The 26,832-nt window shown below is 64.8% G+C and carries 25 protein-coding genes; 9 read left to right on the forward strand and 16 right to left on the reverse strand.

The genetic code is table 11. The features are described from left to right. Window positions 1–26: 26 nt before the first annotated feature. On the forward strand, window positions 27–875 hold the full coding sequence (locus IVB41_RS11155; protein WP_247432823.1) for a hypothetical protein: 849 nt from the start codon (window positions 27–29) through the stop codon (window positions 873–875). 2 nt (window positions 876–877) lie between these two features. Here IVB41_RS11155 and sseA read toward each other — a convergent pair whose 3' ends face one another. The 3 genes from sseA to IVB41_RS11170 form a co-directional block, all read right to left on the reverse strand. Next, a complete protein-coding gene (gene sseA / locus IVB41_RS11160; protein ID WP_247401580.1) occupies window positions 878–1,729 on the reverse strand; it encodes a 3-mercaptopyruvate sulfurtransferase in 852 nt (283 codons plus the stop codon). Window positions 1,730–1,951: 222 nt separating this feature from the next. Continuing rightward, on the reverse strand, window positions 1,952–2,365 hold the full coding sequence (locus IVB41_RS11165) for a rhodanese-like domain-containing protein (protein ID WP_018454122.1): 414 nt from the start codon (window positions 2,363–2,365) through the stop codon (window positions 1,952–1,954). Window positions 2,366–2,409: 44 nt separating this feature from the next. Next, window positions 2,410–3,585 carry a VWA domain-containing protein gene (locus IVB41_RS11170; RefSeq protein WP_018454121.1) on the reverse strand — a complete coding sequence of 392 codons (1,176 nt, stop codon included), beginning with the start codon at window positions 3,583–3,585 and terminating at the stop codon, window positions 2,410–2,412. A gap of 123 nt (window positions 3,586–3,708) precedes the next feature. On the opposite strand from IVB41_RS11170, the gene IVB41_RS11175 reads away from it, so the two are divergent. Beyond that, complete coding sequence (locus tag IVB41_RS11175) at window positions 3,709–3,954, forward strand: GlsB/YeaQ/YmgE family stress response membrane protein (protein ID WP_007613712.1); 246 nt, start codon at window positions 3,709–3,711, stop codon at window positions 3,952–3,954. 105 nt (window positions 3,955–4,059) lie between these two features. Further along, a complete protein-coding gene (locus tag IVB41_RS11180; protein ID WP_007600695.1) occupies window positions 4,060–4,902 on the forward strand; it encodes a MoxR family ATPase in 843 nt (280 codons plus the stop codon). A gap of 409 nt (window positions 4,903–5,311) precedes the next feature. Here IVB41_RS11180 and IVB41_RS11185 read toward each other — a convergent pair whose 3' ends face one another. From IVB41_RS11185 to IVB41_RS11200, 4 genes are all read right to left on the reverse strand, one after another. Next, window positions 5,312–6,958 (reverse strand): GMC family oxidoreductase, encoded by a 1,647-nt coding sequence (locus IVB41_RS11185; RefSeq protein ID WP_247430955.1) that lies wholly within the window; start codon window positions 6,956–6,958, stop codon window positions 5,312–5,314. Between the two features lie 16 nt (window positions 6,959–6,974). Further along, window positions 6,975–7,568: a GNAT family N-acetyltransferase gene (locus IVB41_RS11190; protein ID WP_247430958.1), complete on the reverse strand. Its 594-nt coding sequence runs from the start codon at window positions 7,566–7,568 to the stop codon at window positions 6,975–6,977. 117 nt (window positions 7,569–7,685) lie between these two features. Next, entirely contained in the window at window positions 7,686–8,612 is a 927-nt protein-coding gene (locus IVB41_RS11195) for an SMP-30/gluconolactonase/LRE family protein (protein ID WP_247430961.1), read from the reverse strand. Window positions 8,613–8,746: 134 nt separating this feature from the next. Further along, on the reverse strand, window positions 8,747–9,580 hold the full coding sequence (locus tag IVB41_RS11200; protein ID WP_247430964.1) for an AraC family transcriptional regulator: 834 nt from the start codon (window positions 9,578–9,580) through the stop codon (window positions 8,747–8,749). 177 nt (window positions 9,581–9,757) lie between these two features. Between IVB41_RS11200 and IVB41_RS11205 the strand changes: the two genes are divergently transcribed. Then, window positions 9,758–10,861 (forward strand): mandelate racemase/muconate lactonizing enzyme family protein, encoded by a 1,104-nt coding sequence (locus tag IVB41_RS11205; RefSeq protein WP_247430967.1) that lies wholly within the window; start codon window positions 9,758–9,760, stop codon window positions 10,859–10,861. Between the two features lie 9 nt (window positions 10,862–10,870). On the opposite strand, the gene IVB41_RS11210 is transcribed toward IVB41_RS11205, so the two are convergent. Then, on the reverse strand, window positions 10,871–11,227 hold the full coding sequence (locus IVB41_RS11210; protein ID WP_247430970.1) for a hypothetical protein: 357 nt from the start codon (window positions 11,225–11,227) through the stop codon (window positions 10,871–10,873). A gap of 180 nt (window positions 11,228–11,407) precedes the next feature. Here IVB41_RS11210 and IVB41_RS11215 point away from each other — a divergent pair, with 180 nt between their 5' ends. Further along, window positions 11,408–11,632: a hypothetical protein gene (locus tag IVB41_RS11215; protein WP_027570609.1), complete on the forward strand. Its 225-nt coding sequence runs from the start codon at window positions 11,408–11,410 to the stop codon at window positions 11,630–11,632. 277 nt (window positions 11,633–11,909) lie between these two features. Here the strand turns inward: IVB41_RS11215 and IVB41_RS11220 are convergent, their stop codons facing one another. Beyond that, on the reverse strand, window positions 11,910–12,566 hold the full coding sequence (locus tag IVB41_RS11220; RefSeq protein WP_018454112.1) for a glutathione S-transferase family protein: 657 nt from the start codon (window positions 12,564–12,566) through the stop codon (window positions 11,910–11,912). A 172-nt stretch (window positions 12,567–12,738) separates the two neighbouring features. Between IVB41_RS11220 and IVB41_RS11225 the strand changes: the two genes are divergently transcribed. After that, on the forward strand, window positions 12,739–13,962 hold the full coding sequence (locus IVB41_RS11225) for a polyhydroxyalkanoate depolymerase (protein WP_027519727.1): 1,224 nt from the start codon (window positions 12,739–12,741) through the stop codon (window positions 13,960–13,962). A 114-nt stretch (window positions 13,963–14,076) separates the two neighbouring features. Then, window positions 14,077–15,003 carry a catalase family peroxidase gene (locus IVB41_RS11230; protein ID WP_247430973.1) on the forward strand — a complete coding sequence of 309 codons (927 nt, stop codon included), beginning with the start codon at window positions 14,077–14,079 and terminating at the stop codon, window positions 15,001–15,003. A 2-nt stretch (window positions 15,004–15,005) separates the two neighbouring features. On the opposite strand, the gene IVB41_RS11235 is transcribed toward IVB41_RS11230, so the two are convergent. The 7 genes from IVB41_RS11235 to IVB41_RS11265 all read right to left on the reverse strand — a co-directional run bounded on the left by IVB41_RS11235 (window position 15,006) and on the right by IVB41_RS11265 (window position 23,975). After that, the gene (locus IVB41_RS11235; protein ID WP_247430977.1) at window positions 15,006–15,932 is read right to left on the reverse strand and encodes an AraC family transcriptional regulator; all 927 of its coding nucleotides are present in this window, start codon (window positions 15,930–15,932) and stop codon (window positions 15,006–15,008) included. A gap of 290 nt (window positions 15,933–16,222) precedes the next feature. Then, window positions 16,223–18,091, reverse strand: coding sequence for an ABC transporter ATP-binding protein (locus IVB41_RS11240; RefSeq protein ID WP_247430981.1), 1,869 nt, complete (start codon window positions 18,089–18,091; stop codon window positions 16,223–16,225). Between the two features lie 9 nt (window positions 18,092–18,100). Then, on the reverse strand, window positions 18,101–19,027 hold the full coding sequence (locus IVB41_RS11245; protein ID WP_247430984.1) for a glyoxylate/hydroxypyruvate reductase A: 927 nt from the start codon (window positions 19,025–19,027) through the stop codon (window positions 18,101–18,103). Between the two features lie 12 nt (window positions 19,028–19,039). Then, a complete protein-coding gene (locus IVB41_RS11250; protein WP_247430987.1) occupies window positions 19,040–20,368 on the reverse strand; it encodes an FAD-binding oxidoreductase in 1,329 nt (442 codons plus the stop codon). Window positions 20,369–20,426: 58 nt separating this feature from the next. After that, complete coding sequence (locus IVB41_RS11255) at window positions 20,427–21,302, reverse strand: ABC transporter permease (RefSeq protein ID WP_247430990.1); 876 nt, start codon at window positions 21,300–21,302, stop codon at window positions 20,427–20,429. A 3-nt stretch (window positions 21,303–21,305) separates the two neighbouring features. Next, window positions 21,306–22,256, reverse strand: coding sequence for an ABC transporter permease (locus tag IVB41_RS11260; RefSeq protein ID WP_247430993.1), 951 nt, complete (start codon window positions 22,254–22,256; stop codon window positions 21,306–21,308). A 27-nt stretch (window positions 22,257–22,283) separates the two neighbouring features. After that, window positions 22,284–23,975, reverse strand: a complete 1,692-nt coding sequence (locus IVB41_RS11265) for a peptide ABC transporter substrate-binding protein (protein WP_247430997.1) — start codon at window positions 23,973–23,975, stop codon at window positions 22,284–22,286. Between the two features lie 219 nt (window positions 23,976–24,194). Here IVB41_RS11265 and IVB41_RS11270 point away from each other — a divergent pair, with 219 nt between their 5' ends. Continuing rightward, complete coding sequence (locus tag IVB41_RS11270; protein WP_247431000.1) at window positions 24,195–24,827, forward strand: cupin domain-containing protein; 633 nt, start codon at window positions 24,195–24,197, stop codon at window positions 24,825–24,827. 139 nt (window positions 24,828–24,966) lie between these two features. Beyond that, the gene (locus tag IVB41_RS11275) at window positions 24,967–26,808 is read left to right on the forward strand and encodes an ATP-binding protein (RefSeq protein WP_247431003.1); all 1,842 of its coding nucleotides are present in this window, start codon (window positions 24,967–24,969) and stop codon (window positions 26,806–26,808) included. Window positions 26,809–26,832: the final 24 nt, after the last annotated feature.

Genomic DNA, 26,832 nt, shown 5'->3' on the forward strand with positions numbered 1-26,832 from the left:
GTACCGTCACCGCGTTCAGATGGCTCATGGGCCCTGGCCACTTCGCCGCCGGGGCGGAAATTCGCAATCCCTCGATGCTTCCCGGCTTTCGCTTCCTGTTTGCCGCGATCCTGCTGTCAGCCTCCATCCTGGTGTTCGGCCTGGGCGCCGCCGCGCTGCTGCGGGCGAGCCACGAGCAGTATGTCAGCAACCCCTCTTGGCGGAATGGTCCGCAGGAGCAGGTGTTTGCACAGGCTCCCGAGCCGGCCCTGCCGGTGCTCGCGGTCCTGCGCGCCGAGCCGGAAGCAGCCACCGATCCGACACCGTCGCTGCGCGATCAAGTCCCGACCATCGCGCTGCCGATGAGCGAGCCCGAGCCGGTCGTCGCGCTGACAACCGAGACCGACGGTCAGCCGCAGGTCGCTGCACCTCCGGCCGACGTCCCGGCCGAGCCGGCCAATGTCGAGGCCGAGACCAAGGCCGAGAGGACGATGGACGCCGCGGCGCCGGCCTCAAGCAACACGCTGACTCCGGCCGACGCCAGCGCATCCATCGCCGAGACCAAGGCTGTTTCGATCGCTCTCACGAGCAAACCAGCACCTGCCGCCCCCAGCGGAGCCCCGGCTTCGTCCACGTTCGACATGGCGAGCGCGAAGTTCGCCGCATTGAACGACCCGGCGACCACGGCCTGGAAGGATCCGCCGGCGAAAGCCAAGGCCGACTCTAAGGCCGACAGCGGTTCGCCGGAGAGCAAGGCGACCAAGCCGCGGGCGCATCGGGTGAAGAAGCGCCGCCGCATTGTCCGGCGTCCGCCGCCGCCGGTTCAGCAACTCGATCCGTTCGGGCAGCCGCAACCCACGCTCGCCGCGACGACGACCGCGCGCGCACGTCAGTAGGGTTACGCTGGCCCCGTCGCGATCGGCGGTCCCTTTTCCTGCCCCCATTCCGACCACGAGCCGTCATAGAGCGCGGTGTCGGTGATGCCGAGGCGATAGAGCGCGAGCGTCAGCACGCCGGCAGAGACCCCGGAGCCGCAGCTCGTCACAATCGGGGCATCGAGCTTGACGCCGGCGCCCGTGAAGGCGGCGCGGAGATCATCGAGCGGCTTCATCGTGCCGGTAGCGGCGTCGAACAGAAGATTGTAGGGCACGTTGCGCGCGCCCGGGATATGGCCGGAGCGAATGCCCGCGCGCGGCTCCGGCGCCCGTCCCTCGAACCGGTCGGCGGCGCGCGCGTCGATCACCTGCTCGGCACGGCTTTCGACGTTGGCGATCAATTGCTGCATGCTGCGCACGCGCTTGGAATCGTAGCTCGCCTTGAATGTCGCTGGCTTCGGCTTCGCCTCGCCGCTCTCGACGGGACGCCCCTCGGCGCGCCACTTCTTCAGGCCGCCATTGAGGATGCGCACATTGCTATGGCCGAAAGCCAGGAACATCCACCAAGCGCGGGGAGCAGCGACCCAGCCGCCGGCATCGTAGATCACGACGGTGTCGGCATTGGAGATGCCGAGATGACCGACGTCGTGGCCGAACTGCTCGGCGCTCGGATACATGTGCGGCAGCGGGTTGGAATGGTCCGAGACCGCGTCGACGTCGAAGAACACTGCGCCTGGCAGATGCGCGGCGAGGTAATCATCCTTCGGCAATGGCAGCACGCCGGGCAGCTTAAAGCTGGCGTCGAGCACCTTGACGTTGGCATCGTTGATGTGGGCGGCGAGCCATTCGGTGGAGACGAGGGGATCGGTGGTCATGCGAGGTCTTTCTTGTCATTCCGGGCCAGCGCAACGTGAGCGAGGTTGAAGCAGTGTGCATCCAACTCCGCTGTCATCGCCCGGCCAGTGCGCAATTGCGCACTAGGAACGGGCGATCCAGTATTCAGAGGCGATTGTGATTGGGCCGAGAGGCCGCGGCGTACTGGATTCCCCGCTTTCGCGGGGAATGACGCCGGAGATTGGAGCGGCAGCGCAGCACCTTCACCCCTTCTTCTTCGGCTCCCACTGTTGGGTCGGCCCGCCGGCGTCGCGCCAGGCGGCGTAGCCGCCGGCGATGTGGGCGACGGGTTTGAGACCCATGTCCTGCGCGGTCTTGGCGGCGAGCGCAGAGCGCAAGCCGCCGGCGCAATGGAACACGAACTTCTTGTCCTCCTGGAACACCGGCTTCGCATAAGGGCTCTGCGGATCGATCCAGAATTCGAGCATGCCGCGGGTGCAGGCGAACGCGCCGGGGATGCGGCCGTCGCGCTCGATCTCGCGGGGATCGCGGATATCGACGATGACAACGTCGCCGTTCTTCGAGATCTCGATGGCGTCCTTGGCGGTGAGCGTCTCGATCTCGGCATTGGCCTCGTCGATCAGCGCCTTGATGCCGCGGGTGATGGTCTGGGGCACGTCGTTCTCCCTCTTGTTGTCTTCCGGGGCGCGAGGAGCGCGAGCTAGTGCGTCAATTCCTTCATCGCACCCTCAAGCCCCTCGATCGTGATCGGGTACATGCGGTTGGCGAAGATGCGTTTGATGATGGTGGTGGATTCCGAATAGTCCCAGTGCTTCTGCTGCACGGGATTGAGCCACACCGAATGGGGATAGGTTCGGATGATGCGGTCGAGCCAGACCGAGCCGGGCTCTTCGTTGACGTGCTCGACCGAGCCACCGGGCACCATGATCTCGTAGGGCGACATCGAGGCGTCGCCGACGAACACGATCTTGTAGTCGTGCGGGTATTTGTGCAGCACGTCCCAGGTCGGGGTGCGGTCGGTGAAGCGGCGCTTGTTCTGCTTCCACACGCCTTCATAGAGGCAGTTGTGGAAGTAGAAATACTCCATGTGCTTGAACTCGCTCTTCGCCGCCGAGAACAGCTCCTCGACCTGCTCGATATGCGCGTCCATCGAGCCGCCGATGTCGAAGAACACCAGCAGCTTCACCGCGTTGCGGCGCTCGGGCCGCATGTGCACGTCGAGATAGCCGTGATTGGCGGTCTCGCGGATGGTGGTGTCGAGGTCGAGCTCGTCAGGCGCGCCGGTGCGCGCGAATTTGCGCAGGCGACGCAATGCCACTTTGATGTTGCGGATGCCGAGCTCGACATTGCCGTCGAGATCCTTGAACTCGCGCTTGTCCCACACCTTCACGGCGCGGTTGTTGCGGTTCTTGTCCTGGCCGATGCGGATGCCTTCGGGATTGTAGCCATGGGCGCCGAACGGCGAGGTGCCGGCGGTGCCGATCCACTTCGAGCCGCCCTGATGGCGGCCCTTTTGCTCCTCGAGGCGCTTCTTCAGGGTCTCCATGAGCTTGTCCCAGCCCATGGCCTCGATCTGCTTCTTCTCTTCGTCCGTCAGGTATTTCTCGGCGAGCTTCTTCAGCCACTCCTCGGGGATCTCGGCCCCCTCCATGGCGTCGAGCAGGCTTTCCAGCCCCTTGAAGACGGTGCCGAAGACGCGGTCGAACTTGTCGAGGTTGCGCTCGTCCTTCACCAGCGAGGTGCGCGAGAGATAGTAGAAATTCTCGACCGAGTAGTCCGCAAGATCAGCGTCGAGCGCCTCCATCAGCGTGAGGTATTCGCGCAGCGTCACGGGGACCTGCGCATCGCGCAGAGAAGTGAAGAATTGCAGGAACATGGGTGACAGATTGCCCGTCGGGGGGCGAACGTCAAGGGGCGGAGGCCACTGCTCTGCGCTGGACCGGGAGGCTTTTTGCTCTAGAATTGGTTGTCTCACGGGGTTGTTTTGGGGACGTTTGCAATGGGAATTCTCGCAGCGCTCATCATTGGCGCGATCGCAGGCTGGCTTGCCGGCAAGATTGTCCATGGGGCGGGATTTGGGCTGATCGGCAACATCGTCGTCGGCATCATCGGTGCACTCGTGGCCAGCTGGATTCTGCCTCAGCTGCATATCCAGCTCGCAACCGGCACGGTCGGGGCCATCGTGGATGCCACGATCGGCGCGGTGATTGTGCTCGTCATCCTTTCGCTGATAAAACGGGTCTGAAAGCCTGACCGAACCAGGAACGGCCGCCACGCGCGGCCGTTCCGTTTGTTGGACCAGAGCCATGAAACTGGCAATTCCTGGGACGACGACCAACAAGGACGCACGATGAAATTTACCGGCACCAAGGACTATGTCGCGACCGACGATCTCAAGGTCGCGGTCAATGCCTCGATCGTGCTGGAGCGCCCGCTGCTCATCAAGGGCGAGCCCGGCACCGGCAAGACGGTGCTGGCGGAGGAGGTGGCGAAGGCGCTGAACGCCCCGCTCCTGACCTGGCACATCAAGTCCACTACCAAGGCGCAGCAGGGCCTTTACGAATACGACGCGGTGTCGCGCCTGCGCGACAGCCAGCTCGGCGATGCCCGCGTGTCCGACATCAAGAACTACATCAAGCGCGGCAAACTGTGGGATGCCTTCACCGCCGAGCAGCGCCCGGTCCTCCTGATCGACGAGATCGACAAGGCCGACATCGAATTCCCGAACGATCTTTTGCTGGAGCTCGACCGCATGGAATTCCATGTCTACGAGACCGGTGAGACGATCAAGGCCAAGCAGCGCCCGATCATGATGATCACCTCCAACAACGAGAAGGAGCTGCCGGACGCGTTCTTGCGCCGCTGCTTCTTCCACTACATCAAGTTCCCCGATGCCGACACCATGACCCGGATCGTCGACGTCCACTTCCCCGGCATCAAGAAGCGGCTGGTCGAGGAAGCCCTGCGCATCTTCTTCGAGGTCCGCGAAGTGCCAGGCCTGAAGAAGAAGCCTTCCACCTCCGAGCTGCTCGACTGGCTCAAGCTGCTGCTCAACGAAGACATGAGCGTCGAACAGCTCCGCGAACGCGACCCGCGAAAATTGATACCGCCGCTGCACGGCGCGCTGCTCAAGAACGAGCAGGATGTGCATCTGTTCGAGCGATTGGCGTTCCTGAGTCGGAGGGAAGTATAGGTTCGAGCGCACCCCGCTGCCGCCCCACCTTCCGGTGTCATTCCCCGCGAAGGCGGGGAATCCAGTACGCCTCGGCTTCTCGACTCAATCATAACCGCCTCTGGAATACTGGATCGCCCGGTCAAGCCGGGCGATGACACCGAGAGCGTGGCGCACTCTCTCCACCTCGTCATTGCGAGCGCAGCGAAGCAATCCAGGCTGCCTCCGCGGAAAGATCCTGGATTGCTTCGCTGCGCTCGCAATGACGGAGCAAGGGCGAGCATCGCCCTCTCGAACTCGCGTTTCAAATCGCGAGGGGCGGACCAAGGTCGCGTGAGATGGGCCTCCGGCTCTGCAGCGCACAGCGGCACCGGACGATGCTTCGCATCGCTGGGGAAGCGGTGCGCTGCGTCCGGGGCACGAGACCTTGCTACGCCACCGCCGCATCCGGCACGCGCGCGGCTTCCATCGGCTGCTTGCCGCGGATCAGGTCCGAGGCGCGGTCGGCGATCATCATGGTAGAGGCATTGAGGTTGGCCGAGATCATGCGCGGCATCACGGAGGCGTCGATGACGCGGAGACCTTGCAGCCCGTGGACGCGGAGCTGGTCGTCGACCACCGCCCAGGTGGAATCCGCCGGGCCCATGCGGCAGGTGCAGCCGGGGTGGAAGGTGGTGGTGCCGCGCTCGGTGGCGGCGGCCAAAAACTCGTCGTCGGTGTTGATGTCAGGGCCCGGGAAATCCTCGTAGGCGTAGTAAGGCGACAGCGGCGCACTCTTCAAAAGCCGGCGCGCCAGCTTCATGCCGCCGACGATGACGCGGCGGTCGAGCTCGGCGTCGAGATAGTTGGTCTGGATGATCGGCGGCGCGAACGGATCTGCCGAGCGGATGCGGACATAGCCGCGGCTCTCGGGGCGCTGCTGCCAGGAGGCGACGGTCATGCCGGGCTCGTCCTCGAGCTGGCCCTGCACGCCTTCCTTGTAGCTCGCCGGCGTGAAGGTGAGCTGCAAGTCGGAGCTGTCGGCGCTCTCGCCGGAATGCCAGAAGCAATAGACCATGGTCGGCGACAGCGACAGCAGGCCTTTGCGCGCGGTGGCCCATTTCATCGCCTCGACCCAGAGACGCCAGCCGCGGCGAAGCTCGTTGATGGTCCTGATGTCTTTGACGCGCGCGACCGTTCGCGGCGCGTAATGGTCCTGCAGGCCTTCGCCGACCGGAAGCGCGTGACGCACGGCGATGCCGTGGGCGCTCAACAAATCTGGCGAGCCGATGCCGGAGAGCTGCAAGAGTTGCGGCGAATTATAAGTGCCGCCGGAGAGGATCACTTCCTTGTTGGCGCGCACTTCCACCGGCGTTCCGCCAGAGCCGCCCTTCATGTAGCGCACGCCGACGGCGCGCTTGCCCTCGAAGATGATCTCGGTGGCGTGCGCGTGGGTGTGGACATGCACGTTCGGACGCTTCATCGCGGGCTTGAGAAATGCGGTGGCGCCGGAGACGCGCAAGCCCCTATCGATGGTGCGCTGGCAGTAGGAGACGCCTTCCTGGGTCTTGCCGTTGTAGTCGGGGTTGCGGGGGATGCCGAGCGAGACCGCGCCTTCCATGAAGGCTTCGCAAAGCGGATCGCGCCAGTTCATGGTGGTGACGGTGAGATTGCCGTCGCGGCCGCGATAAACATCCTCGCCCTCGCCGACCCGTTTCTCCAGCCGCCGGAAGTAAGGCAGCACGTCGGCATAGCCCCAGCCGCGATTGCCCATCTGCGCCCAGGTGTCGAAATCCATGCGCTGGCCGCGATTGTAGATATGGCCATTGATCGAGGACGAGCCGCCGAGCGTCTTGCCGCGCGGCGCGTAGATGCTGCGCCCGCCGGTCCAGGGCCCGACCTCCTGCTGGTAGGCCCAGTTGATGCTCTTCATGTGGAAGGTCTTGATGAAGCCGGCCGGCAGATGGATGTAGGGATGCCAGTCGCTCGGGCCCGCCTCGAGTACGCAGACGCTGGTAGCAGGGTCTTCGCTCAGCCGGCTGGTGAGCACGCAACCGGCGGAGCCCGCGCCGACGATCACATAATCAAATCTGTCCATGGTGCCTCGGCCGCCTCTAGCGCGGCTTGTCATTGAGTTGATAATTCAAATGCATTCGCACGGTCGGCCATTCGGCCGCGGTGATGCTGTAGACCACAGTGTCGCGGAGCGTGCCGTTGGGCGCGACCTGATGGCTGCGCAGGATGCCGTCCTGCTTGGCGCCCAGGCGCTCGATGGCGCGGCGGCTCTGGTGATTGAAGAAGTGGGTGCGGAATTCCACCGCGATGCAGTCCAGGGTTTCGAAGGCGTGGGTGAGCAGCAGCAGCTTGCACTGCGTGTTGAGCGGGCCGCGCTGCGCGCTCTTGCCATACCAGGTCGAGCCGATCTCGACGCGGCGGTTGGCGGCATCGATGTTCATGTAGGTCGTCATGCCCACGATCTTGCCGCTGCCATCGAACACGGTGAAGGGGAGCATCGAGCCCGCGGCCTGAAGACCGAGCCGGCGCTCGATTTCCTTGCTCATGTTGTCCGGCGTCGGAATCGCGGTGTACCAGATGGTGGAGAGCTCGCCGTCCTTCACGGCCTCGATCAGCCCCTCGCGGTGCTGATGCGACAACGGCTCCAGACCGGCATGCTGTCCGCGCAGGGTAATGGGATCAGGCCAGGGCATTTGAAACTCTCTCTTTAGTCATTGCGAGGAGCGAAGCGACGAAGCAATCCAGACTGTCACCGCGGACGCATTCCTGGATTGCTTCGCTTCGCTCGCAATGACGGTCACTAGCACCGTTTACTTGTTTAGGAAATTGAGCGGCAAACCGCCACGCGGCCAGTCCATCGCGATCAGTTCGCCCTTGCCTGAGAGCGTGATGTAGGCGGTCTTCAGCTCGGGACCGCCGAAGGCGATGTTGGTGGTGACGCGGTCGCCGGTCGGGACCTGCTCGACCAGGGTGCCATCGGGCGCGATCACCGAGATGCAACCGGAGACGAGGGTGGCGACACAGACATTGCCGTTCGCTTCGACCGCCAGCGAGTCGAACATCTGGTAGCCGCCGAGGCCGCAGATCGGTTTGCCGCGCTCGCCGCGATAGATCACGTCGCGCGGCTTCAGCGTGCCGGGCGCGGAGAGCTCGTAGGCCCAGAGCCGGCCAGTGGGCGTCTCCGCGATGTAGACGGTGGCCTCGTCCGGCGACAGGCCGATGCCGTTCGCCGGCAGTATGCCGTGCACGACCTCGACGATCTCTTTCATGCCGGGCTTGAGATAATACATGCCGCCGACGTCCATCTCGCGCGCGCGGCGCTTGCCGAGATCGGAGAACCAGAGGCCGCCCTGCTTGTCGAACACCAGATCGTTCGGCCCGCGCAGATCGTGCTCGCCGCATTTCGTCACGACGGTCTCGATCTTGCCCGATTGGAGATCGACGCGCTGGATCGAGCCGCCGAGATAATCGTCGGGCTGCGGACCCGGCATGATCATGTTGCGGGTCGGGATCCAGGAGAAGCCGCCATTGTTGCAGATGTAGATCTTGCCGTCGGGGCCGAGGGCTGCGCCGTTCGGGCCGCCGGGAATCTTCGCGACGATCTCCTTGCGCCCGTCGGGAAAGATTCGAGTCAGGCGCTGGCCGCGGATTTCCACCAGCACCACCGAGCCGTCCGGCATCACGACCGGCCCTTCGGGAAATTCGAGGTCGGTGGCGAGAACGCGGACGTTGGACATGGGGGACCCTCCCGGCTGCTTGTTATGACTTGCACGGGATGTCCGGCACGGGCCCCACACGCAAGATTGCCTGCGGTTATGGCAAAGTCACCGGGGCTTGCCAAGCAAGCGGGATGGTATGCCAGCGTTGCGCGCTAATCTCGCACGGGTATCCAAATCTCCAGGCCGCCATTGCCGGTGGCGGGATCAAATTTCTCGTCATAGCGTTCGAAGTTCGGCGCATCGGCCGCCTTCAGGCCGGAGGCCGGCAACCACTGATTCCAGATCGCGTTGACGGTGCGTCTGATCGAGGCGACGTGGTCGGCGTGGGTGAACACCGCATAGCGCTGCTCGGGGATACGGATACGGCCGAAGCGGCGCGGCAGCTCGGAGAAATCGGCGACCTCGACGCCGGCGATGTAGTCGAAATTGCCGGCATCGTCGCCGTTGCAGCAGACGCCATAGGCGACCGGTCCAACGCGCGCGGGAATGTCGGCGACCTCCTGGTGGAAGCGCTGCCACAGTCCAGGAATGGCCGCGCCGTTGTCGCAGGAGATTCGCTCGTTGATGCCTGCGACGAGGAAGGCCTTTGTGGTTTCGAAGCGCGGGGCGGCGAGTTTGTCTGCGACGGTTGAATCCATGAGGATCGGCTCCTGAAGCTTGAGATGGCCGGTGCATTGCGCGGCCCGCACCGCTTCGGGCGTGGTGCCGAACTGGTCGCGGAACGCGCGGGTGAATGCTTCGTGCGAGCCGTAATCCGCCTCCAGCGCCAGCGACAGGATGTCCGGCGCGCCGTTCGCAAGACTGCGCGCCGCTTCGCTCAGCCGCCGCGCGCGCACGTACCGCATCACCGGCACGCCGGTGGCTGCGGCAAACGCGCGCACGATGTGGAACCGCGACACGCCCGATATCGCAGCGATCTCGTCGAGCGTCATCGGCTCGGCCAGATGGCTCTCGACGTACCAGAGCGCGCGCTGGGCTGGGTTCATGGCGTTTCTCATTCGAAGCGCGATCATGATGCACGGAAGTCCGCAGGCTTCGCTTGATCGGCGTTGCGGTCCCGCAAGAGGATAACGCCGGACCAGCCACTGGCAACGTCCGGGCGTTCATGGCTACACTCGGGACGTCCTTGAAACCGCTCACGAGAAAGCAAGAGGAACCGCGTCATGAAGATCACCGATGTGCGGGCGCACCATATCCGCATCCCCTATGACGCCGGTGTCGCGAGCTTCCGTCAGGGCGCCTCCGCCATCACCGCCCTCGACATGGTGATGGTCGAGGTCACCACCGACGCCGGGTTGACCGGCTGGGGCGATGCCTTCGCCTATGTCTGCCCCCACACCACGCGCAGTGCCGTCGAGGAAATGATCGCACCGCAGGCGCGGGGGCTGGAGGTTCCCGATGCCGCCGGCATTCCGGCGGTGATGGAGCAGATCCAGCGTAACCTGCATCTGTTCGGGCGATACGGCATCACCATGTTCGCGATCTCCGGGCTCGACATCGCGCTGTGGGACCTCGCCGCCAAGATCAAGAGCGTGCCGGTGCATCGCCTACTCGGCGACACCAGGCGCCCGGCCATTCCGGCCTATGCGAGCCTGTTGCGGATTGGCTCGCCCGACAACATCGCCGCCGAATGCAAGAAGGCGCTGGCGCTCGGCTACGGCGCCATCAAGCTGCACGAGACCACGGCGCCGGCGGTGTTTGCCGCGCGCGCGGCGATCGGACCCGGCATTCCGCTGATGGTCGACATGAACTGCCCGCTGTCAGGCGAAGAGGCGATCGCGTTCGCCAGGACATGCCGGGACGCGCAGCCGATGTTCCTGGAGGAGCCGGTCTGGCCGCCGGAGGATTTTGCGGCGCTCGCCGAGGTCCGCAGCAAGGGCGGGCTCGGCGTCGCCGCCGGCGAGAACGCCTGCACGGAATATCAATTCCGCCAGATGATGGATGCGGGCGCGGTCAGCCACGCCCAGCCGTCGGTGACCAAGGTCGGCGGCATCACGGAATTCCTGAAGGTTGGGGCGCTCGCAGATCGGGTCGGCGTCAAGATCGTTCCGCACTCCCCGTATTTCGGCCCCGGCCTGCTGGCGACCTTGCATCTGCTGGCGGGGCGCGACGACGGCTTCGTCGAGATGTTTTACCTGAAGCGCGAGGCCTGCCTGTGGGGCGGCCGCGCCGATGTCGATGCCACCGGCCATGTCGCGGTGCCGACCGGGCCTGGGCTCGGTTATGAGCCCGACCGCAGCGTGATGGAGCGATATCGCGTCGCCTGAGCGCGGCGCCTATTTCGCCGCATCCTTCGGCGGCGGCGCATCCTGTTTCTTCTTCACATCCTCCGCGGTCTTCGCCTGCGCGGCCTGGAGATCGCCGAGCATTTTCTGCAAGCCGGCCACGGTCGTCTTCAACGCATCGATCTGACGAGCCGCGGCGTCCAGCTTTTGCTGGTGATCGAGGTTCAGCCTGGTGATCGTCTTCTGCAGGAAGTCGATGTTGCTCTGGAGGCAGCTGGTGCGGCGCTCCATGGTCTTCTCGACGGTGCAGATCTCGATGCCGGGCACGTCCTGCGCGCGGCCCGGCGCAATCGCCAGCGTGGCGAGCAATGACATCGCGAAACAGACGCCGGCGCTTCGAAGCAGCATGCAGGTTCCTCGTCAAATCAATCACGGCAATGTGCGCTTTTTGCACGCAGCCTGTCGAGGCTACCACACTCGCACCGCATTCTCGCGTTGAGCTTGCGCTGTTCCCTCGGACGGGGAGCGATGATCTGCACGCGGAGGAAATGGGCGCTCCTTCCGCGGCTTTGTTTAGGGGAGTTTTTGATGGCAACGCGCGACAGACGACTGGCGGAATTCGACGGCGCCGGAGAACCGCCGCCTGGCCTTGCAGTCGAAGTGCTGTGCGAGGACCACAGCGGGACTTATCAGCTGCCGTTCGCCTGCCGCTATGTCGAGGGACGCTGGCAGAACCACGCGGCCGGCGTCGCAGTCGAAGCAACCGTCATCGGCTGGCGCGTCCCGCGCATGAAGCATTCGGGCGTGGCCTGAGCCCTGATTTCTGTCTCAAAATGCAACGGGGCCGCGTCCCGGCTTAACCTTCGGAACGCGGCCCGAACGAATCACGTCCGAATCAGCCGTAAGCCCCCGTACGCGCCTGTTCACGGCTACATGTCGGAGCCAGCCAGCGCGCGCACACAATATCTGCGCAGCGCCTGAGCGGGCCCGGCCCACCACGGGCGTCAAACGTTAACACCTTCAATGACATGACTGCGGGGGTGACGGTTGGATGCTCGCTCCCAAAACAGGCAGATAGCACCCGGCCTGCCTAATATTCGACCTCGAGCTCCTCGATCTCGGCCGGCTCATCCCGTGCCGCCGCGATCCATTCCTTCATCTCCGGCATGGCCATGATGGTATCGGCATAGGCCTGCAGTTGCGGCTCGAGCTTGACGTTGTAGGTCACGAAGCGCGTCACCACCGGGGCGTACATCGCATCAGCCATGGTGCGGGTCTCGCCGAACAGGAAGGGCCCGCCCGATTTGTCCAGGCAGTCGCGCCAGATCGCCCAGACGCGATCGATGTCGGCCTGCGCGCGCGACCAGATCTTGAAGCCGGGGAAGTGCCCCTTCAGGTTGACCGGCAGCGAGGCGCGCAAGGTGGTGAAGCCTGAATGGATTTCGCCACAGATCGAGCGGCAATGCGCGCGCTGAACGCGATCCGCGGGCAACAGCCCGGCATCCGGCATCGCCTCGTTGAGATATTCGGCGATCGCCAGCGTATCCCAGACGATCGCGCCGTCGTGCCGCAGGCACGGTACCAGGATCGAAGACGACAACAGCAGGATTTCGGCGCGCGCCGACGCGTCGTCCGGTGCGGTGACGATCTCCTCGAAATCGAGCCCGGAAAATTTCGTCAGCAGCCAGCCACGCAGCGACCAGGACGAATAGTTCTTGCTGCTGATGGTCAGTGTCGCCTTCGCCATGTGGCCTTCCCTCACGCCTGTGACTCGCACCCTGCCCGGACTCTGCGGGAGTGCGCACCGCCTGTGCTTCCCGCGAAAAGAGCAGCAAGCGACGTGCCAATCTTGAGAGCGGCCCATCCCGGGTTTGGCTTCGATATTGCATAACAGCACGGGGACAGGTGGGCGTTTCAGTATGATGTCGATGTATTATCAGGCCTTTCAGAACCATATGGACCTGACGGCGCCGTGGCGGTCGGGGGCCTCCTCCGCGCTCAAATTCCTCAATCTGGTGCCGCAGGGCTTGTCGGATCAGGTCGTCGGCCGTCTGTCGGCCGCGCTGGAGCTGATCTCCCGCTCCACCCTCACCTACCATCGCCCCGCCTACGGTATCGACAGCGTCATGGTCGGCAATCGCGAGGTCGCCGTGACCGAGGAGATCGCTTACGCGACCCCGTTCGGCTCGCTGCTGCGTTTCAAGAAGGAGGGCGTGGGCGAGCAGCCGCGCATGCTGCTGGTGGCCCCGATGTCCGGCCATTTCGCGACGCTGCTGCGCGGCACCGTGAAGACGCTGCTGCAGGATCACGATGTCTACATCACCGACTGGCACAATCCGCGCGACATTCCCCGCAGCGAGGGCCGTTTCGGGCTCGACGACTACACCGAGCATCTCATCGACTTCCTCGGCCAATTGGGCCCGCGCCCGCATATGGTCGCGATCTGCCAGCCCTCGGTCTCGGCGCTCGCGGCCGCCGCGATCATGTGCGAGGGCAACCATCCTTCGCGGCCGGCGACGCTGACGCTGATGGCCGGGCCGATCGACACGCGCATCCTGCCGACCAGGGTCAACGAATTCGCCAAGAGCAGGCCGATCGACTGGTTCGAGCAGAACCTGATCAACTACGTGCCGATGCAGTGCCGCGGTGCCTTGCGGAAAGTCTATCCCGGCTTCGTGCAGCTCACCGCCTTCGTCTCGATGAATCTCGAGCGCCACATCAAGCAGCACATCGATCTCGCCGATCACATCGCCAAGGGCGAGAAGGAGAAGGCGGCCAGCATCAAGACCTTCTACGACGAATATTTCGCCGTGATGGACCTGCCCGCGGAATTCTACATCGAGACCGTGCGCGACGTTTTCCAGGAGCATCTTCTGCCCCAGGGCAAGCTGATGCATCGGGGACGTCCGGTGGACACCAAGGCCGTCAGCCGCATGGGGCTGATGACGGTCGAGGGCGAGAAGGACGACATCTGCTCGATCGGCCAGACGCTGGCCGCGCAAGACCTCTGCACCGGCGTGCGCGCCTACCGCCGTGTGCACCACATGCAGGCCGGCGTCGGCCATTACGGCGTGTTCTCGGGCAAGCGCTGGAACAACGAGATCTACCCGCTGCTGCGGGATTTCGTGCACGTGAACTCCTGAAGCTCCGCCAAATTTCTTCAGCAGGATCGGACAAGGCAGCGCGGCTTTGGGAAAGACGCCGACCCTGCACCAAACCTAAAACACGGACATGCCGCTCCCGCCGGAGGCCAAGCCATGTCCGAATTGCCACCCCCTGCCGCCACTCCGGCTGCGATCGTCGACGCGCTCAAAACGGTCGCAGGCAATCCGCCGAAGGTGCGTGCGAGCTTCGCCAAGGGCCGATGCGTGCGCGGCACCTATGCCCCGTCCGACCGCGCCGCAGAGATCACGCGATCGCTGAGCTTTACCAAGCCCTCGCGCGTGCTGGCGCGCTTCTCCGTTGGCGGCGGCAATCCCGGGGTGACCGACACCAACAACCTCGTGCTGCGCGGCTTCAGCTTCAGGCTTGGCGACGACGCCCATCGCTCCGACATCCTGACCGAAACCGCTCCGGTGCATTTTGCACGGACGCTCGACCAGATGCTCGCCTTCCTCGAGGCGCGAATTCCGGGCGCGGACGGCGAGCCTGACATCGAGAAGGTCCGGGCTTTTTCCGCGGCCAATCCTGAAACGCTGAACCAGGCGAAGTACATCGCGGCGCGCCGGCTGCCCGGCAGTTTTTCCGGCACGACCTATTGGGCCGTACACGCCTTTCCCTCGACGAACGCGAAGGGCGAGACCCGCTTTATCAAGTTCAAGGTCGCGCCTGTCGGCGGCGACGTCACCTTGAGCGAAGACGAAGCCAGGACAAAGTCGGCCGATTTCCTCCATGACGATCTCGCGCGGAGGATCGCAGCCGGCGACGTCCGCTTCAACGTGATGGCCTTGCTCGACCGCCCCGACGATCCCACCATGGACGTGACCCTGCGATGGCCGGACGAGGACAACCGTGAACAGGTGCGGCTCGGGACCATCGTCATCACCAGCCTCGAGGCCAATCAGGCCTGCGACGGCTCCATCTTCAATCCGGCCAATCTTGCCGACGGCATCGGCCATCCGCCGGACGAGATCTTTGCGGCGCGCCGCTTGGCCTACACGATCTCGCTGGCGAAGCGCCGGTAAATCTAAGTCTTGTCCCGTCCGCCATCCGTTTCGCGGCGCCACGCGCCCGGACTGACGCCGACCATGGACGAGAACACCCGGGTGAAATGGCTCTGATTGGCAAATCCGGCCGAGATGGCGATCTCGGATAACGGCAGGTCGCGGACCGACATCAGTTGCTTGGCCGCCTTGACGCGCTGCTGGAGTAGCCATTGATGCGGCGGCAGGCCCGTGGAGATCCGGAATGCGCGTGAAAAGTGGCTGACTGACAAACCAAGCTCGGTCGCGATCAGCTGCAGCGCGATCTTGCCCGAGAGATCGGAATCGAGCCGGTCACATGCACGCTTCACCTGCCATGGCGCGAGACCGCCGCGGCTCGGTTCTGCGGCTGGCTTCAGCCCGCCATAGGTCTGGGCGACATGGGCGGTGAGCGCGAGCATCATGTGATCGACGAAAAGCTGGTTGGTCTCGTCGGGCCGACACAGTCCTTGCCGCAACGAGGCACCGACATGTCGAACGACCTCGTCGTCATGACCGACACCGGGCTCGTAGCTGAGCTCGCCAACGCGTGGCCCGCCCGGCTGCCTGGCAACGCCGTTGAGCGCCGAGCGCGGCAAATAGAAGAAGAGCGAGTGAAACGGCTTGTCGATCACATAGCGCGGGTCGCGCTTGAGGTCGTACAGATAGGTCGCACCTGCGCGAACATCCGCCTTGGTGACACAGCGGCCCTCCTCCCAGCATTCGCAATCCGGATAGTCGCGGAGTTTCAGGCTGAGGAGATAGGCATCTTCCGCAGCCAGCGAGCCGGAAATATCCGGTGTCGGATCGTCGTTGCGGACTTCGGTGACCGCGAGCTCGGCGCTGTGCAGCGAACGCGTGATCAGAACCGGTGCTTGCTTCGAGCGAAGGCCCTGCCCGAGCCTCTGCCCGTAGACGCCTGCTTGGGTCATTTTAGTAAATCCATCCGTAAAGGCACGTCTTCGCCAGCCTTCCCGAGATCCGCGCATTATCGGAGATCGCCGGCCGACGGTCCAGCTGCAGCGCATAGCACGAAGCTGGCGCGGGCGGCCCTCGCACCAGATTGCGCCGCGATGATTTCATTGTGATTTCAGCGTGATGTCACCGGCCCGGCGTCGCGAAGGACAACACCGTTGACCTGCCCGACAGATTGCTGCGCGATTCCATCGTGCATTTTGGAAATGATGGATAGACAGAGCCTTGCGCTCACAGTCTGCGCACGTCAGTTGGACCATTCCTCGCCCCAGGCCTGGACGACATGGCCCGGCGACACCTCGCGATATTGCCGAACAGGCGGCTGGTAGTCGGGCGCGCGCACCGGGCTTCTGATCTCGTCGTTCGCTACCTCGCGCCTGGTGCCGCGGCGCGCTGGATCGGGCACCGGCACGGCCGCCATCAGCTTCTTCGTATAGGGATGCTGCGGATTGCCGAACAGGGCCGCGCGCGGACCGGTCTCGACGATCTCGCCGAGATACATCACCGCGACGCGATGGCTCATCCGCTCGACCACCGCGATATCATGGGAAATGAAGAGGTAGGCAAGTCCCATGCTGGCCTGAAGGTCCAGCATCAGATTGACGACCTGCGCCTTGACCGAGACGTCGAGCGCCGAGACCGCTTCGTCCGCGACGATCAGCTTCGGTCCGAGCGCGAGCGCGCGGGCAATGCAGATGCGCTGGCGCTGGCCACCGGAGAATTCGTGCGGAAAGCGCGCGGCCATGTCAGCGGTGAGACCAACGCGAACGAGCAGGTCGGCGACCTTCTCCCGCGCCTGCGACGCCGTTGCGAGGCCGTTGGCGAGCAATGGGGCCGCAATCGCCGTTCCCACCGACATGCGGGGGTTGAGGCTCGCGAACGGATCCTGAAACACGATCTGCATCTGCTTGCGAAAGTCACGCAAGGTGCGGGCATTCATGGCCAGCACATCCTGCCCGTCGATCAGAACGGTGCCGCTGTCCGGCTCCGTCAGCTTGAGAATGGAGCGGCCCGTCGTCGATTTGCCGCAGCCGGATTCGCCGACCAGCGCCAGCGTCTCCCCGGCGCGCAAGGAGAAGGAGACGTTCTCGACCGCATGGACGCGGCCCGAGACCTTGCCGAACAGGCCCGAGCGAATTGGAAAGCGCGTCGTGAGGTTGGAGACTTCGAGCAGCGGTCGCTCGGCAATCGAAACCGTATCGGGCGTCTCTGCCGGCTCGTCCGAGGTCCCCGTTAGCTTGTCCACGACCGGAAAACGCATCGGCCGCATCCGCCCATCCATCGAGCCGAGGCGTGGCACGGCCGCGAGCAGTGCCCTTGTATAGGCATGCGAAGGGGCGGCGAAGATGCGCGAGGTATGGTCGGTCTCCACCGCCTGGCCGCCATACATCACCACGGTGCGGTCCGCGATCTCGGCCACCACGCCCATGTCGTGGGTGATGAAGAGGATCGACATCCCCTCTTCCTGCTGAAGCTCCTTCAGGAGCTCCAGGATCTGGGCCTGAATGGTGACGTCGAGCGCGGTGGTCGGCTCGTCCGCGATCAGCAGCCTCGGCTTGCAGGCCAGCGCCATCGCGATCATCACGCGCTGGCGCATGCCGCCGGAGAAACGATGCGGATGCTCGTGGAAGCGCGATTTCGCCGCAGGTATCCGCACGCGGTCGAGCAGGCGGATGGTCTCGACCTCCGCCGCCGCGCGCGACAGGCCGCGGTGCTGGATCAGTGCTTCCGCGATCTGGAAGCCGATGGTCAGCACCGGATTGAGGCTCGTCATCGGCTCCTGGAAGATCATGGCGATGTCGTTGCCACGAACATCCTTCATGCTCGCTTCGGGCAGCGTCAGCAGCTCGCGACCGGCAAGCCGGACGCTGCCTTCGACTCGGCCGTTCTCCTTCGGAATGAGCCGCATGATCGAGAGCGCGGTGACGCTCTTGCCCGAACCGGACTCGCCGACGATCGCCACGGTTTCCCCCGAGGCAATATCGAACGACACGTCGCGGACGACGGGACTCCATTCCCGCTCACGTAGGAAGGACGTCGTCAGGCCGGAAACCGACAGCACCGGCGACGGCGCGTTGGCAGCGACTTGATCAGCTCCGCTTGCGCCCATGCTCATGCCGGTGTCCTAATAGCCACGACTACGATCGACACGCCCAGGCAGCTCCTCGCCGCGGCGGTGGCGCGCGATCACGTCCAGCACGAAATCGACCGCCGTATCCGGCGTGGTCATGCTGGCATTGTGCGGTGTGACCAGGATGCGCGGGTGGCTCCAGAAAGGATGCCCCGCAGGCAGCGGCTCCGGCTCGGCGACGTCGAGGACGGCACCCGACAACGCGCCGCTGTCGAGCGCCGCGAGAAAGTCGGCTTCGACCAGATGCGGGCCACGCCCGACGTTGACGAGCGACGCGCCGCGCGGCAGGCGCGCGAACAGATCCGCATTCAGGATGCCCCGGGTCTGATCGGTCAGAGGCAGCAGGCAGACGAGAATGTCGGTCTGCGCAAGAAAATCCGGCAACGTCTCCATGCCCGCGTAACAGGTGACGCCGTCGATCTCGCGGAGCGAACGGTTCCAGCCGAGAAGCGGAAAGCCGAACGCCGTGAGGCGTTCGAGCACGGCCTGGCCGAGCAGGCCAAGACCCATCACGCCGACGCGACGACGTTTGGCCGGCGTGATCCGGATCTCGCGCCAGACCTGCGCCTTCTGCTGGCCGATGAAGTGCAGGAGATCACGATGCAGGGCGAGCACCGCCATGGTGACGTATTCCACCATAGTTTCAGCGATGCCCGGCTCCAGCATGCGCACCAGCGGAATGTGCGGCGGAACTTTTGACGCGTCGAACTGATCGACACCCGCACCGACCGAGAAGACGAGCTCGAGATTGGGGAACGTCGTCGCGATGTCGTCCGGCGGCACCCACGCCACGAGATAGCGGACGTCGGCGGGATCGCCGATGTCGGGCCAGAGCCGGAACGGCACATCGGGCGCGCGATCGGCGAAGAAGCCCGCCCACTCCGCGCCGCGAACCATGTTGGCCTTGTAGAGAAGCGTCATGCCGCCAAACCCTCAGAACGGGCTGACGGGCGCGAGCCGGCGGCCGTCGATCAGGCGCTTGTGGCTGTAGGCCGCGGGATCGACCAGCGGCGTCGCGCCCGTCACGATGTCGGCGGCGAGCTTACCGGCCGCAGGACCGATGCCAAAGCCGTGGCCGGAGAAGCCGGTGGCCAGGAAGAAGCCGGGCATGGCGTCGACCGGCGAGATGACCGGAATGGTATCCGGCGTGCAGTCGATCGTACCGCCCCAGGCTTCCGCGATCTCGATGTCCTTCAATTCAGGGTTCGACTTGATCAGCGAAGCCAGCGCGGCATTGACCAGCGACATGTCAGGCGCGGGATCGCGCACGCGCTCGGTCTCGAACGGCGACGGCTTGTCCAAGCTCCAGCTCGTGCCGCGCATGAGCTGGTCGAAGAAGGATTTGCCGAACGACAATTTCAACCCGTTCTTGCGATGCAGATAGGTCGGCCAGAAGGTCCGCGCGTAGCGGAACAGATCGGGCGACAGTTCGACCGTGCCGCGGTTGCGTAGCGCCAGCGTAAATCCGCCATCGAGGCGGCGGCGGATGCAATAGAAGTCGGTGCCGAGCGCGCCGGAGGTGATCTCCGGCCCCGGCGTGGTCCGGCACGCGGTGGCGTTGACAAGGCCGATCGGCAGCTCGATGCCGTGGCGTCGGCAGAACAGCGACGACCAGGCGCCGCCCGACAGCAGCACCGATTGCGTGCGAATGGTACCATTCTCGGTGACGACGGCGCTCACCCGTCCGCCTTGCGTCTCCAACCCACGCGCGGCGCAGCCCTGGTGAATGGTGACGCCGTGTTTTCGCGCGGCGGTCGCAAGCGCGGGCACAGCCATCGACGGCTCGGCGCGCCCGTCGCTGGGCGTGTGCAGGCCGCCGACCCATGTCTCGGAATTGCCGGGCAGACGCTCGGCGACCTCGGCCGGCGTCAGGACGGTCGAGTGCACCTGCATCTCGCGGGCCGTTGCGGCCCATCGCTCCCAACTCGCGAGCTCATCCTTGCTCTTGGTCAGGAACAGCACGCCGGTGCGGCGGAAGCCGGCATCGACGCCGGCATCGTTCTGCATGTCCTCCCACAGGCGCAGCGCCTCGCGGGCCAGCGGGATCTCCTCACGCGCGCGACCCTGCTGGCGGCACCAGCCCCAATTGCGGCTCGACTGCTCGCCGCCGACATGGCCCTTCTCGATCAGGGCGACGGAGAGGCCCTTCTTCGCGAGATGATAGGCCGCGGAAACGCCGATGACGCCGCCGCCGATGACGACGACATCCACCTGCGCCGGCAGGCGCTCGTCACTGTTTATACGGGTGAGCGGCGGGGACATGGGACACTCCAGATATTCAGTTCGATCGAGACAGCTCGGCTCGTCGCCAGTTTGCAGATCATGGGATGTTCATCCGCGGGTCGAGCGCGTCGCGCAAGCCGTCGCCGAGGAAGTTGAAGCTCGTCACCGCCAGCGTGATTGCAAGGCCCGGCGCAATCGCGAGCCAGGGCGCGCTGGTGAGATAGATCTGCGCGTTGTTGAGCATGTTGCCGAGGCTCGCGGCCGGCGGCTGGATGCCGTAACCGAGATAGCTGAGATAGGATTCCAGCAGAATTGCCTTGGCGACGTTCAGCGTCGCCGCCACCACGATCGGCGCGAGCGCGTTGGGCACGAGCTCGCGGAACATGATCCGCAGGTTCGACGAGCCGAACGCGAGTGCAGCAACAGCAAACTCGCGTTCCCGCAGCGAGCGCACTTGGGCCTCGACGACGCGGGCCACCCACATCCAGGCGGTTGCCGCGATCAGCACGGTGGTGGTGACGAAGCCGGGCTCGATGAGCGCCGCGAGCGCAAGCAGCAGGAAGATGGTCGGAAAGCACAGCATCGCATCGACGAGCCGCATCAGCACCGCGCCGACCACGCCGCCATAGAAGCCGGCGAAGGCGCCGACGACGATGCCAACCGCCATCGCGATCACCATCGCGACGAAGCCGATCGACAGCGAGACACGCGCGCCCATCATCAGCCGCGCCAGCACGTCGCGGCCGAGTTCGTCGGTGCCGAGGATGTGCGCGCCCGACAGCGGCGGTGCGAACCGCTTCATGATGTCGATATAGGTGTCGTCGAACGGCAGGAGGTACGGGCCGAATGCCGACCCAAGGATGAGAAGCAGAATGATCAACGCGCCCGCGAGCGCGAGCCGGTGCCGGCGGAAGCGCCGCCAGGCGGCCTGGCCCGGCGCGAGCTGAACGGTCGTGAGGGCTGCGCTCGTCATCGCCTAGCCCACCCGGATGCGCGGATCGACGACGGCATAGAGGATGTCGGCGAGCAGCGATCCGATCAGCACCATGATCGCCGAGAACATCAGGATGCCCATCACCACCGGATAGTCGCGGTAGCCGATGGAATCGAGGAACAGCCGGCCCATGCCGGGCCAGGTGAATACGGTCTCGGCGACCAGCGCACCACCGAGCAGCGTCGGAAACTGAAGGCCGCCCACCGTGATCATCGGCAGCAGCGCGTTGCGCAAGGCGTGAACCGTAAGGATTCGCCATTCCGGCATGCCCTTGGCGCGCGCGGTGCGGATGTAGTCCTGGTTGATGACTTCGAGCATCGAGGAGCGCATGAAGCGGCCCCACATCGCGGTCTCGACCAGCGCCAGCACCAGCGCCGGCGCAATGAGATGATGAAGCAGATCGAGCGGCGAGCCGTCGCCGACGGTCTGCCGGTTGCCCGCCGGCAGCCAGCCGAGCTTCACCGAGAAGACGTAGATGGTAACGAGGCCGAACCAGAAGGTCGGGATCGACAATGCGATCATGGCGCCGACGGTTGCCAGCGAATCGAACAGCGAATAGCGGCGCAGCGCACCGAGCACGCCAATCCAGCAGCCGAGCAGGACCGCGATGATGGTCGCAGTCGCCATCAGTTCCAGAGTGGCGCCAAGATGCGACGAGATCACCGCCAGCACCGGCTCGCCGTCGCGATACGAGCGGCCCCAATCGCCCCTCAGCATCCGGCCGAACCAGTCGAGATACTGGATCGGCAGCGAACGATCGAGACCAAGCTGCCTGGTGACGCGATCGAGATCCTCCTGGGTCATCTGCGCGGACGCCGCGAATTGCGAGAGCGGGCCGCCCGGCGCCAGATGCAGGATGGCGAAGCCGATCGCGGACACGATCACCAGCAACATGATCGCCTGCGCCAGGCGATTGGCGACGTAACGGGCCATTTCAGGCGATCTCGCGCACCTGAACCATCAGGCCCAATACCATTCGCGGATGTTCCAGCAGTTGATCGACATGTTGATGTTGGGGCGGAAACCCTGGAGTCCTTCCTTCACGCCTTCGGCGATGAAGCCCTGGAACAGCGGCAGGATCGCGAGGTCGTCGCGGATGAGCTTCTGCAGATTGCCATAGGTCGTCTTGCGCTGCGCCAGATCGAACTGCTTGGCACCTTCGGCGAGAAGCCGATCCGCCTCCGGGTTGCGATACTGATACGTGTTGTAGCCGCGGCCACCCTTGGCAGGAATGGCGCCGGAGCCGAAGCGGGGCGTCACGTCGGGGTCGCTGCCGAGCATGAAATTCACCCCCACGATCACCGAGTTGAATTTCGATTGCTGCCAGAAGTCGCCCCAGATCACGGCGGCCGGCATGTTGTTGACGCGCATCGCGGCACCGATCGCGCGCCAGTCCTGGATCAGCAACTGCTGGGTCTGCTCGCGCACCGCGTTGCCCGACGTCGTGGAATTGGCGAATTCAAGCTTGACGCCGCCCTTCTCGCGCACCCCACCGGCGCCGCGGACCCAACCGGCCGCATCGAGCAGCGTGTTTGCCCTGGCCGGATCGTATTTGTGCTGCGGCAGTCCCTGCTGGAACGACCAGGCCTGTTGCGGCACAAAGCTTTCGGTCTGCGTCGGCAAACCGTAGTTCAGCGCATCGATGATCGCCTGCTTGTTGATCGCGAGATACAGCGCCTCGCGCACGGTGCGGTCCGCCAACGCGCCGAACTCCAGATTGGGCGCGATGTGCTCCACCGACGACGTCGAGGAGACGAAGATCTTGCGGCCCTTCAGCGTCTTCGCCTCCTGCACGAAGTTTGGCAGAATGCCTTGCAGGCCGGTGTAGTCGACCTGGCCGGTGCGGAACTGGGTGTAGAGGACGGTGAGATCGGGAATGTATTTGAACACCACGCGTTCGACGTACGGCCCCTTGCCGTGATAGCCGGTGTGAGCATTCAACTGAATGTGGTCGCCCGGCACGCGCTCGCCCCAGCGGAACGGTCCGGTGCCGACGGGCGCATTGTGGAACGGCGAGGCGTTCGGATCGGTCACCTTCTCCAGGATGTGCTTGGGCACGATAAAGGTCAGCGATCCCAGGATCGACATGTAGGGCGAATAGGGAGCTTCCATGCGCCAGTGAATCTCGTCGGGCGCCACGACCTTGATGTCCTTCACGAGGCTATGGCCGACGCGGCTGCGCGCGCGGAAATCGGGATTGTTGATCAGCTCGAGCGAGAACTTCACGTCCTCGGCCGTGAACGGCGTGCCGTCGTGCCATTTCACGTCGCTGCGGAGCTTGATCTTCCAGGTCAGGCCGTCGGCCGACAGGCCGCCATTCTCGAGGGTCGGGACTTCGCGGGCGAGGTCGGGAACGAACTTGCCGTCGGGATCGATGAACCAGAGCGGCGAGAACACCTGCCACCAGATGCCCTGATCGACTTCGATGCCCGGCATCAGGGGATGAAAGACCGTCGGCTCCTGCGACAGCGCCGCGATCACCTGCCCGCGCGGCTTGTCCGGCGGATTGGTCGGGCGTTCGGTCTGCGCGAATGCGTTGCCTGAAAGCGTCCATCCCGCCGCGGCGCCCGCGCCGAGCTGGAATATCTGACGGCGATTCGGATTGCCGAGATGCAGTGCCCCAACGCCGAACTTCCCGGTGTCGTCCGCCATGACCACTCTCCGTTGTCGCACGCGGCACCGTCTCCCGCGCCCCGAGATCCCCGGCAAAGGGACAGGAGTGGGCTTTAGTGCTTCTAAATTTTTCTATCAAAAGTTCATCACGACTAAATACAGCTGTCAATCGCATTGCTAGGATGCGCGACCTTTTCACTTCGACTGAAGCTCCAGACCGTCGTTGTCCGGGGCTGAGATGATGCACGGGAGAGCGACATGGATGGTCGCGGCGAGATCAGCGATCCGAAGGATGCTCCGGCGACCGAGGCCGACGATGCCGTCGACCAGCGCCTGGGCGAGACCGTGCGGCTGCTGCGGCAGCGTGCGGGCCTTTCGATCCAGGACGTTGCTAACAAGACCGGCCTCTCCAACGGCATGATCAGCCAGCTCGAACGCGCGCGTGCCATGCCGTCGATACGGACGTTGCGCCTGCTCAGCATCGCGCTCGACGTTCCCATCTCCTATTTCTTCGAGACCACCGATCCCGCCGATGTGCAGCACTACATCGTGCGCAAGAACAGCCGGCGTCTGCTGCGGCTCACCGCCAGCGGTGTCGTCAAGGAGGCCTTGACGCCGGCAGACAAAGGCCAGCTCGAACTCTACGAGCTCACGCTCAATCCCGGCGCCTCGTCCGGCACCGACTTCCTGCAGCACACCGGCGAGAAGGCGGGCTATATCCTCTCGGGAAGCCTGCGGCTGTGGCTCGACAACCAGGCCCATCTGCTCGAGGCCGGCGACAGCTTTCGCTTTCCGAGCATCGTGCCGCACATGTTCGACAACCCGACCCAGCAGACGGCCCGCGTGATCTGGGTGACCACGCTGCGCCAGACCGATTCGCCGGCAGGTTGAAGCGCCGCCAACCCGGCACCACCGCAAATTGCCCCTCGACGCCGCCGCGCGGAATCTGTAGCTCACATCTGTAGCTGACGTGGAGCCGGACATTGACAGGGCGGCCACGGGGCCGCGACTGACGCGTTGGTGTGAGACCATGAAACTCAGGGGGCTTCTGACACTCGCGATGGCCGCGCAGGTCATCGTGACCGCGGCGGCTCTCCTCGTCTCCTATGCCGCGACCGGAACCGGGTTCGGCATTGCCCAGATCGTCGCCCTGCTCGCAAGCGGCGCCATTGCGGTCCTGCTCGCTCGTCTGTGCACGCGCGCGATCGAAACCGCGCAGGAAAAACGCGCCGCCGCGCTACTGGCCGAGCAGGCGCAGGCCAGCGCGCAGATGACGCAAGCCGTCATCAAGACCGCGCTCGACGCCTTCATTCAGACCGACCAGAGCGGCACCGTGCTGGAATGGAGTCTTCAGGCCGAGGCCCTGACTGGATGGACGCGCAAGGAGGCGCTCGGCACCGACGTCGTCAACCTCCTCATCGCCGAGCCGCTGCGCGACGGCTTCAGGCAACGCATGATGCGGCTGCTGCCGGAATTGTCGGATACGCCGATTGGCATCCGGTTCGAAGCGACCCTGCTGCACCGGGACGGCGACGAGATCCTGATCGAGGCCTCCAGCACGGCGCTCCGCATCGGGGGGCGCACCCTCATCAACAATTTCGTCAAGGACGTCACCCAGAAGCGCGCCGCCGCGGAGCAGCTGATCCAGGCCCAGAAGATGGAGGCGATCGGCCAGCTCACCGGCGGCATCGCGCACGAATTCAACAACATGCTCACCGTGATCACGGGCACGATCGAGATCCTCGCCGACGCCGTGAAGGACAATCCGCCGCTTGCGACCATCACCAAGCTGATCAGCGACGCCGCCGACCGCGGCGCCGCGCTGACGTCGAGCCTGTTGTCCTTTGCCCGCAAGCAGGCGCTCAAGCCGGCCGAGAGCGATGTCAACGAACTGCTCGAAGAGCTCGCAAAGCTGCTTCGGGCAACCTTCGACAAGAAGATCGAGATCGTGACCCGGCTCGACGGCAACATCTGGCTCGCCCTCGTCGATCGCGGCCAATTGAGCTCGGCACTTCTCAACCTCGCGATCAACGCCCGCGACGCGATGCTGGACAGCGGCAGACTGACGTTGACGACCCGCAACGTCGTGTTCGGCGTCCGCGAGGCCGTGGCGGTCGGGGCCGGCTATGCCGGCGACTATGTCGAGATCGAGATAGCCGACACCGGCACCGGCATTCCGCCGGCCATTCTCGAGCGGATCTTCGATCCCTTCTTCTCGACCAAGGACGTCGGCAAGGGCACGGGGCTTGGGCTCAGCATGGTGTTCGGATTCATCAAGCAGTCCGGCGGCGGCATCAAGGTCGCTTCCGAAGAAGGACGCGGCACGATTTTCACGATCTACCTGCCGAAGGCGGAGGCGAGCACGCTTCGCCCGGCCGGCTATGACGAGCGCAAGGTCGTGGGCGGGACGGAAACCATCCTTTGTGTCGAGGACGACCGCGACGTCCGCCAGTACGTTACGGTCCAGCTCGAAAGCCTCGGCTACAAGGTCATCCCGGCCGCCAATGCGGCCGAGGCACTCGCCATCGCGGCCGAAGGCACGCCCTTCGACCTGCTCTTCACCGACATCGTGATGGCCGGCAGCTTGAATGGACGAGAGCTCGCCGACGAGATGGTGGCAGCGCGCCCCTCGCTGCGGGTGCTGTTCACGTCGGGCTATGCCTACGACGCTCCGCATGCGCAGGGACGCGCCACCAAGGGCGCGCCGCTTCTGACAAAGCCCTATCGGAAGGCCGAGCTCGCGCGCATGCTGCGCCGCTCTCTCGACACCGCCGTCGACGCGGTTGGCGATCCGATCCCGACGCCCTATTCGGTGCAGGCCGATCTCGAAGGCTTTCTGCGCAGGCAGGCCGCTGAACGCGACAGGCGTTAGGGCGCGTCTTGCGCATGGACAGCG

Origin of the sequence: Bradyrhizobium sp. 44 (assembly GCF_023073095.1) — a bacterium.
In the GTDB taxonomy this organism is placed as follows: Bacteria; Pseudomonadota; Alphaproteobacteria; order Rhizobiales; family Xanthobacteraceae; genus Bradyrhizobium.

Coding starts and splice junctions, on each gene's coding strand:
- IVB41_RS11275 (WP_247431003.1), top strand. CDS start 24,967: ATGAAACTCAGGGGGCTTCTGACACTCGCGATGGCCGCGCAGGTCATC.
- IVB41_RS11215 (WP_027570609.1), top strand. CDS start 11,408: ATGGCAACGCGCGACAGACGACTGGCGGAATTCGACGGCGCCGGAGAA.
- IVB41_RS11185 (WP_247430955.1), bottom strand. CDS start 6,958: ATGGACAGATTTGATTATGTGATCGTCGGCGCGGGCTCCGCCGGTTGC.
- IVB41_RS11180 (WP_007600695.1), top strand. CDS start 4,060: ATGAAATTTACCGGCACCAAGGACTATGTCGCGACCGACGATCTCAAG.
- IVB41_RS11260 (WP_247430993.1), bottom strand. CDS start 22,256: ATGGCCCGTTACGTCGCCAATCGCCTGGCGCAGGCGATCATGTTGCTG.
- IVB41_RS11195 (WP_247430961.1), bottom strand. CDS start 8,612: ATGTCCAACGTCCGCGTTCTCGCCACCGACCTCGAATTTCCCGAAGGG.
- IVB41_RS11190 (WP_247430958.1), bottom strand. CDS start 7,568: ATGCCCTGGCCTGATCCCATTACCCTGCGCGGACAGCATGCCGGTCTG.
- sseA (WP_247401580.1), bottom strand. CDS start 1,729: ATGACCACCGATCCCCTCGTCTCCACCGAATGGCTCGCCGCCCACATC.
- IVB41_RS11230 (WP_247430973.1), top strand. CDS start 14,077: ATGTCCGAATTGCCACCCCCTGCCGCCACTCCGGCTGCGATCGTCGAC.
- IVB41_RS11245 (WP_247430984.1), bottom strand. CDS start 19,027: ATGACGCTTCTCTACAAGGCCAACATGGTTCGCGGCGCGGAGTGGGCG.
- IVB41_RS11155 (WP_247432823.1), top strand. CDS start 27: ATGGGCCCTGGCCACTTCGCCGCCGGGGCGGAAATTCGCAATCCCTCG.
- IVB41_RS11255 (WP_247430990.1), bottom strand. CDS start 21,302: ATGACGAGCGCAGCCCTCACGACCGTTCAGCTCGCGCCGGGCCAGGCC.
- IVB41_RS11170 (WP_018454121.1), bottom strand. CDS start 3,585: ATGTTCCTGCAATTCTTCACTTCTCTGCGCGATGCGCAGGTCCCCGTG.
- IVB41_RS11210 (WP_247430970.1), bottom strand. CDS start 11,227: ATGCTGCTTCGAAGCGCCGGCGTCTGTTTCGCGATGTCATTGCTCGCC.
- IVB41_RS11265 (WP_247430997.1), bottom strand. CDS start 23,975: ATGGCGGACGACACCGGGAAGTTCGGCGTTGGGGCACTGCATCTCGGC.
- IVB41_RS11205 (WP_247430967.1), top strand. CDS start 9,758: ATGAAGATCACCGATGTGCGGGCGCACCATATCCGCATCCCCTATGAC.
- IVB41_RS11200 (WP_247430964.1), bottom strand. CDS start 9,580: ATGAACCCAGCCCAGCGCGCGCTCTGGTACGTCGAGAGCCATCTGGCC.
- IVB41_RS11225 (WP_027519727.1), top strand. CDS start 12,739: ATGATGTCGATGTATTATCAGGCCTTTCAGAACCATATGGACCTGACG.
- IVB41_RS11250 (WP_247430987.1), bottom strand. CDS start 20,368: ATGTCCCCGCCGCTCACCCGTATAAACAGTGACGAGCGCCTGCCGGCG.
- IVB41_RS11235 (WP_247430977.1), bottom strand. CDS start 15,932: ATGACCCAAGCAGGCGTCTACGGGCAGAGGCTCGGGCAGGGCCTTCGC.
- IVB41_RS11175 (WP_007613712.1), top strand. CDS start 3,709: ATGGGAATTCTCGCAGCGCTCATCATTGGCGCGATCGCAGGCTGGCTT.
- IVB41_RS11240 (WP_247430981.1), bottom strand. CDS start 18,091: ATGAGCATGGGCGCAAGCGGAGCTGATCAAGTCGCTGCCAACGCGCCG.
- IVB41_RS11270 (WP_247431000.1), top strand. CDS start 24,195: ATGGATGGTCGCGGCGAGATCAGCGATCCGAAGGATGCTCCGGCGACC.
- IVB41_RS11220 (WP_018454112.1), bottom strand. CDS start 12,566: ATGGCGAAGGCGACACTGACCATCAGCAGCAAGAACTATTCGTCCTGG.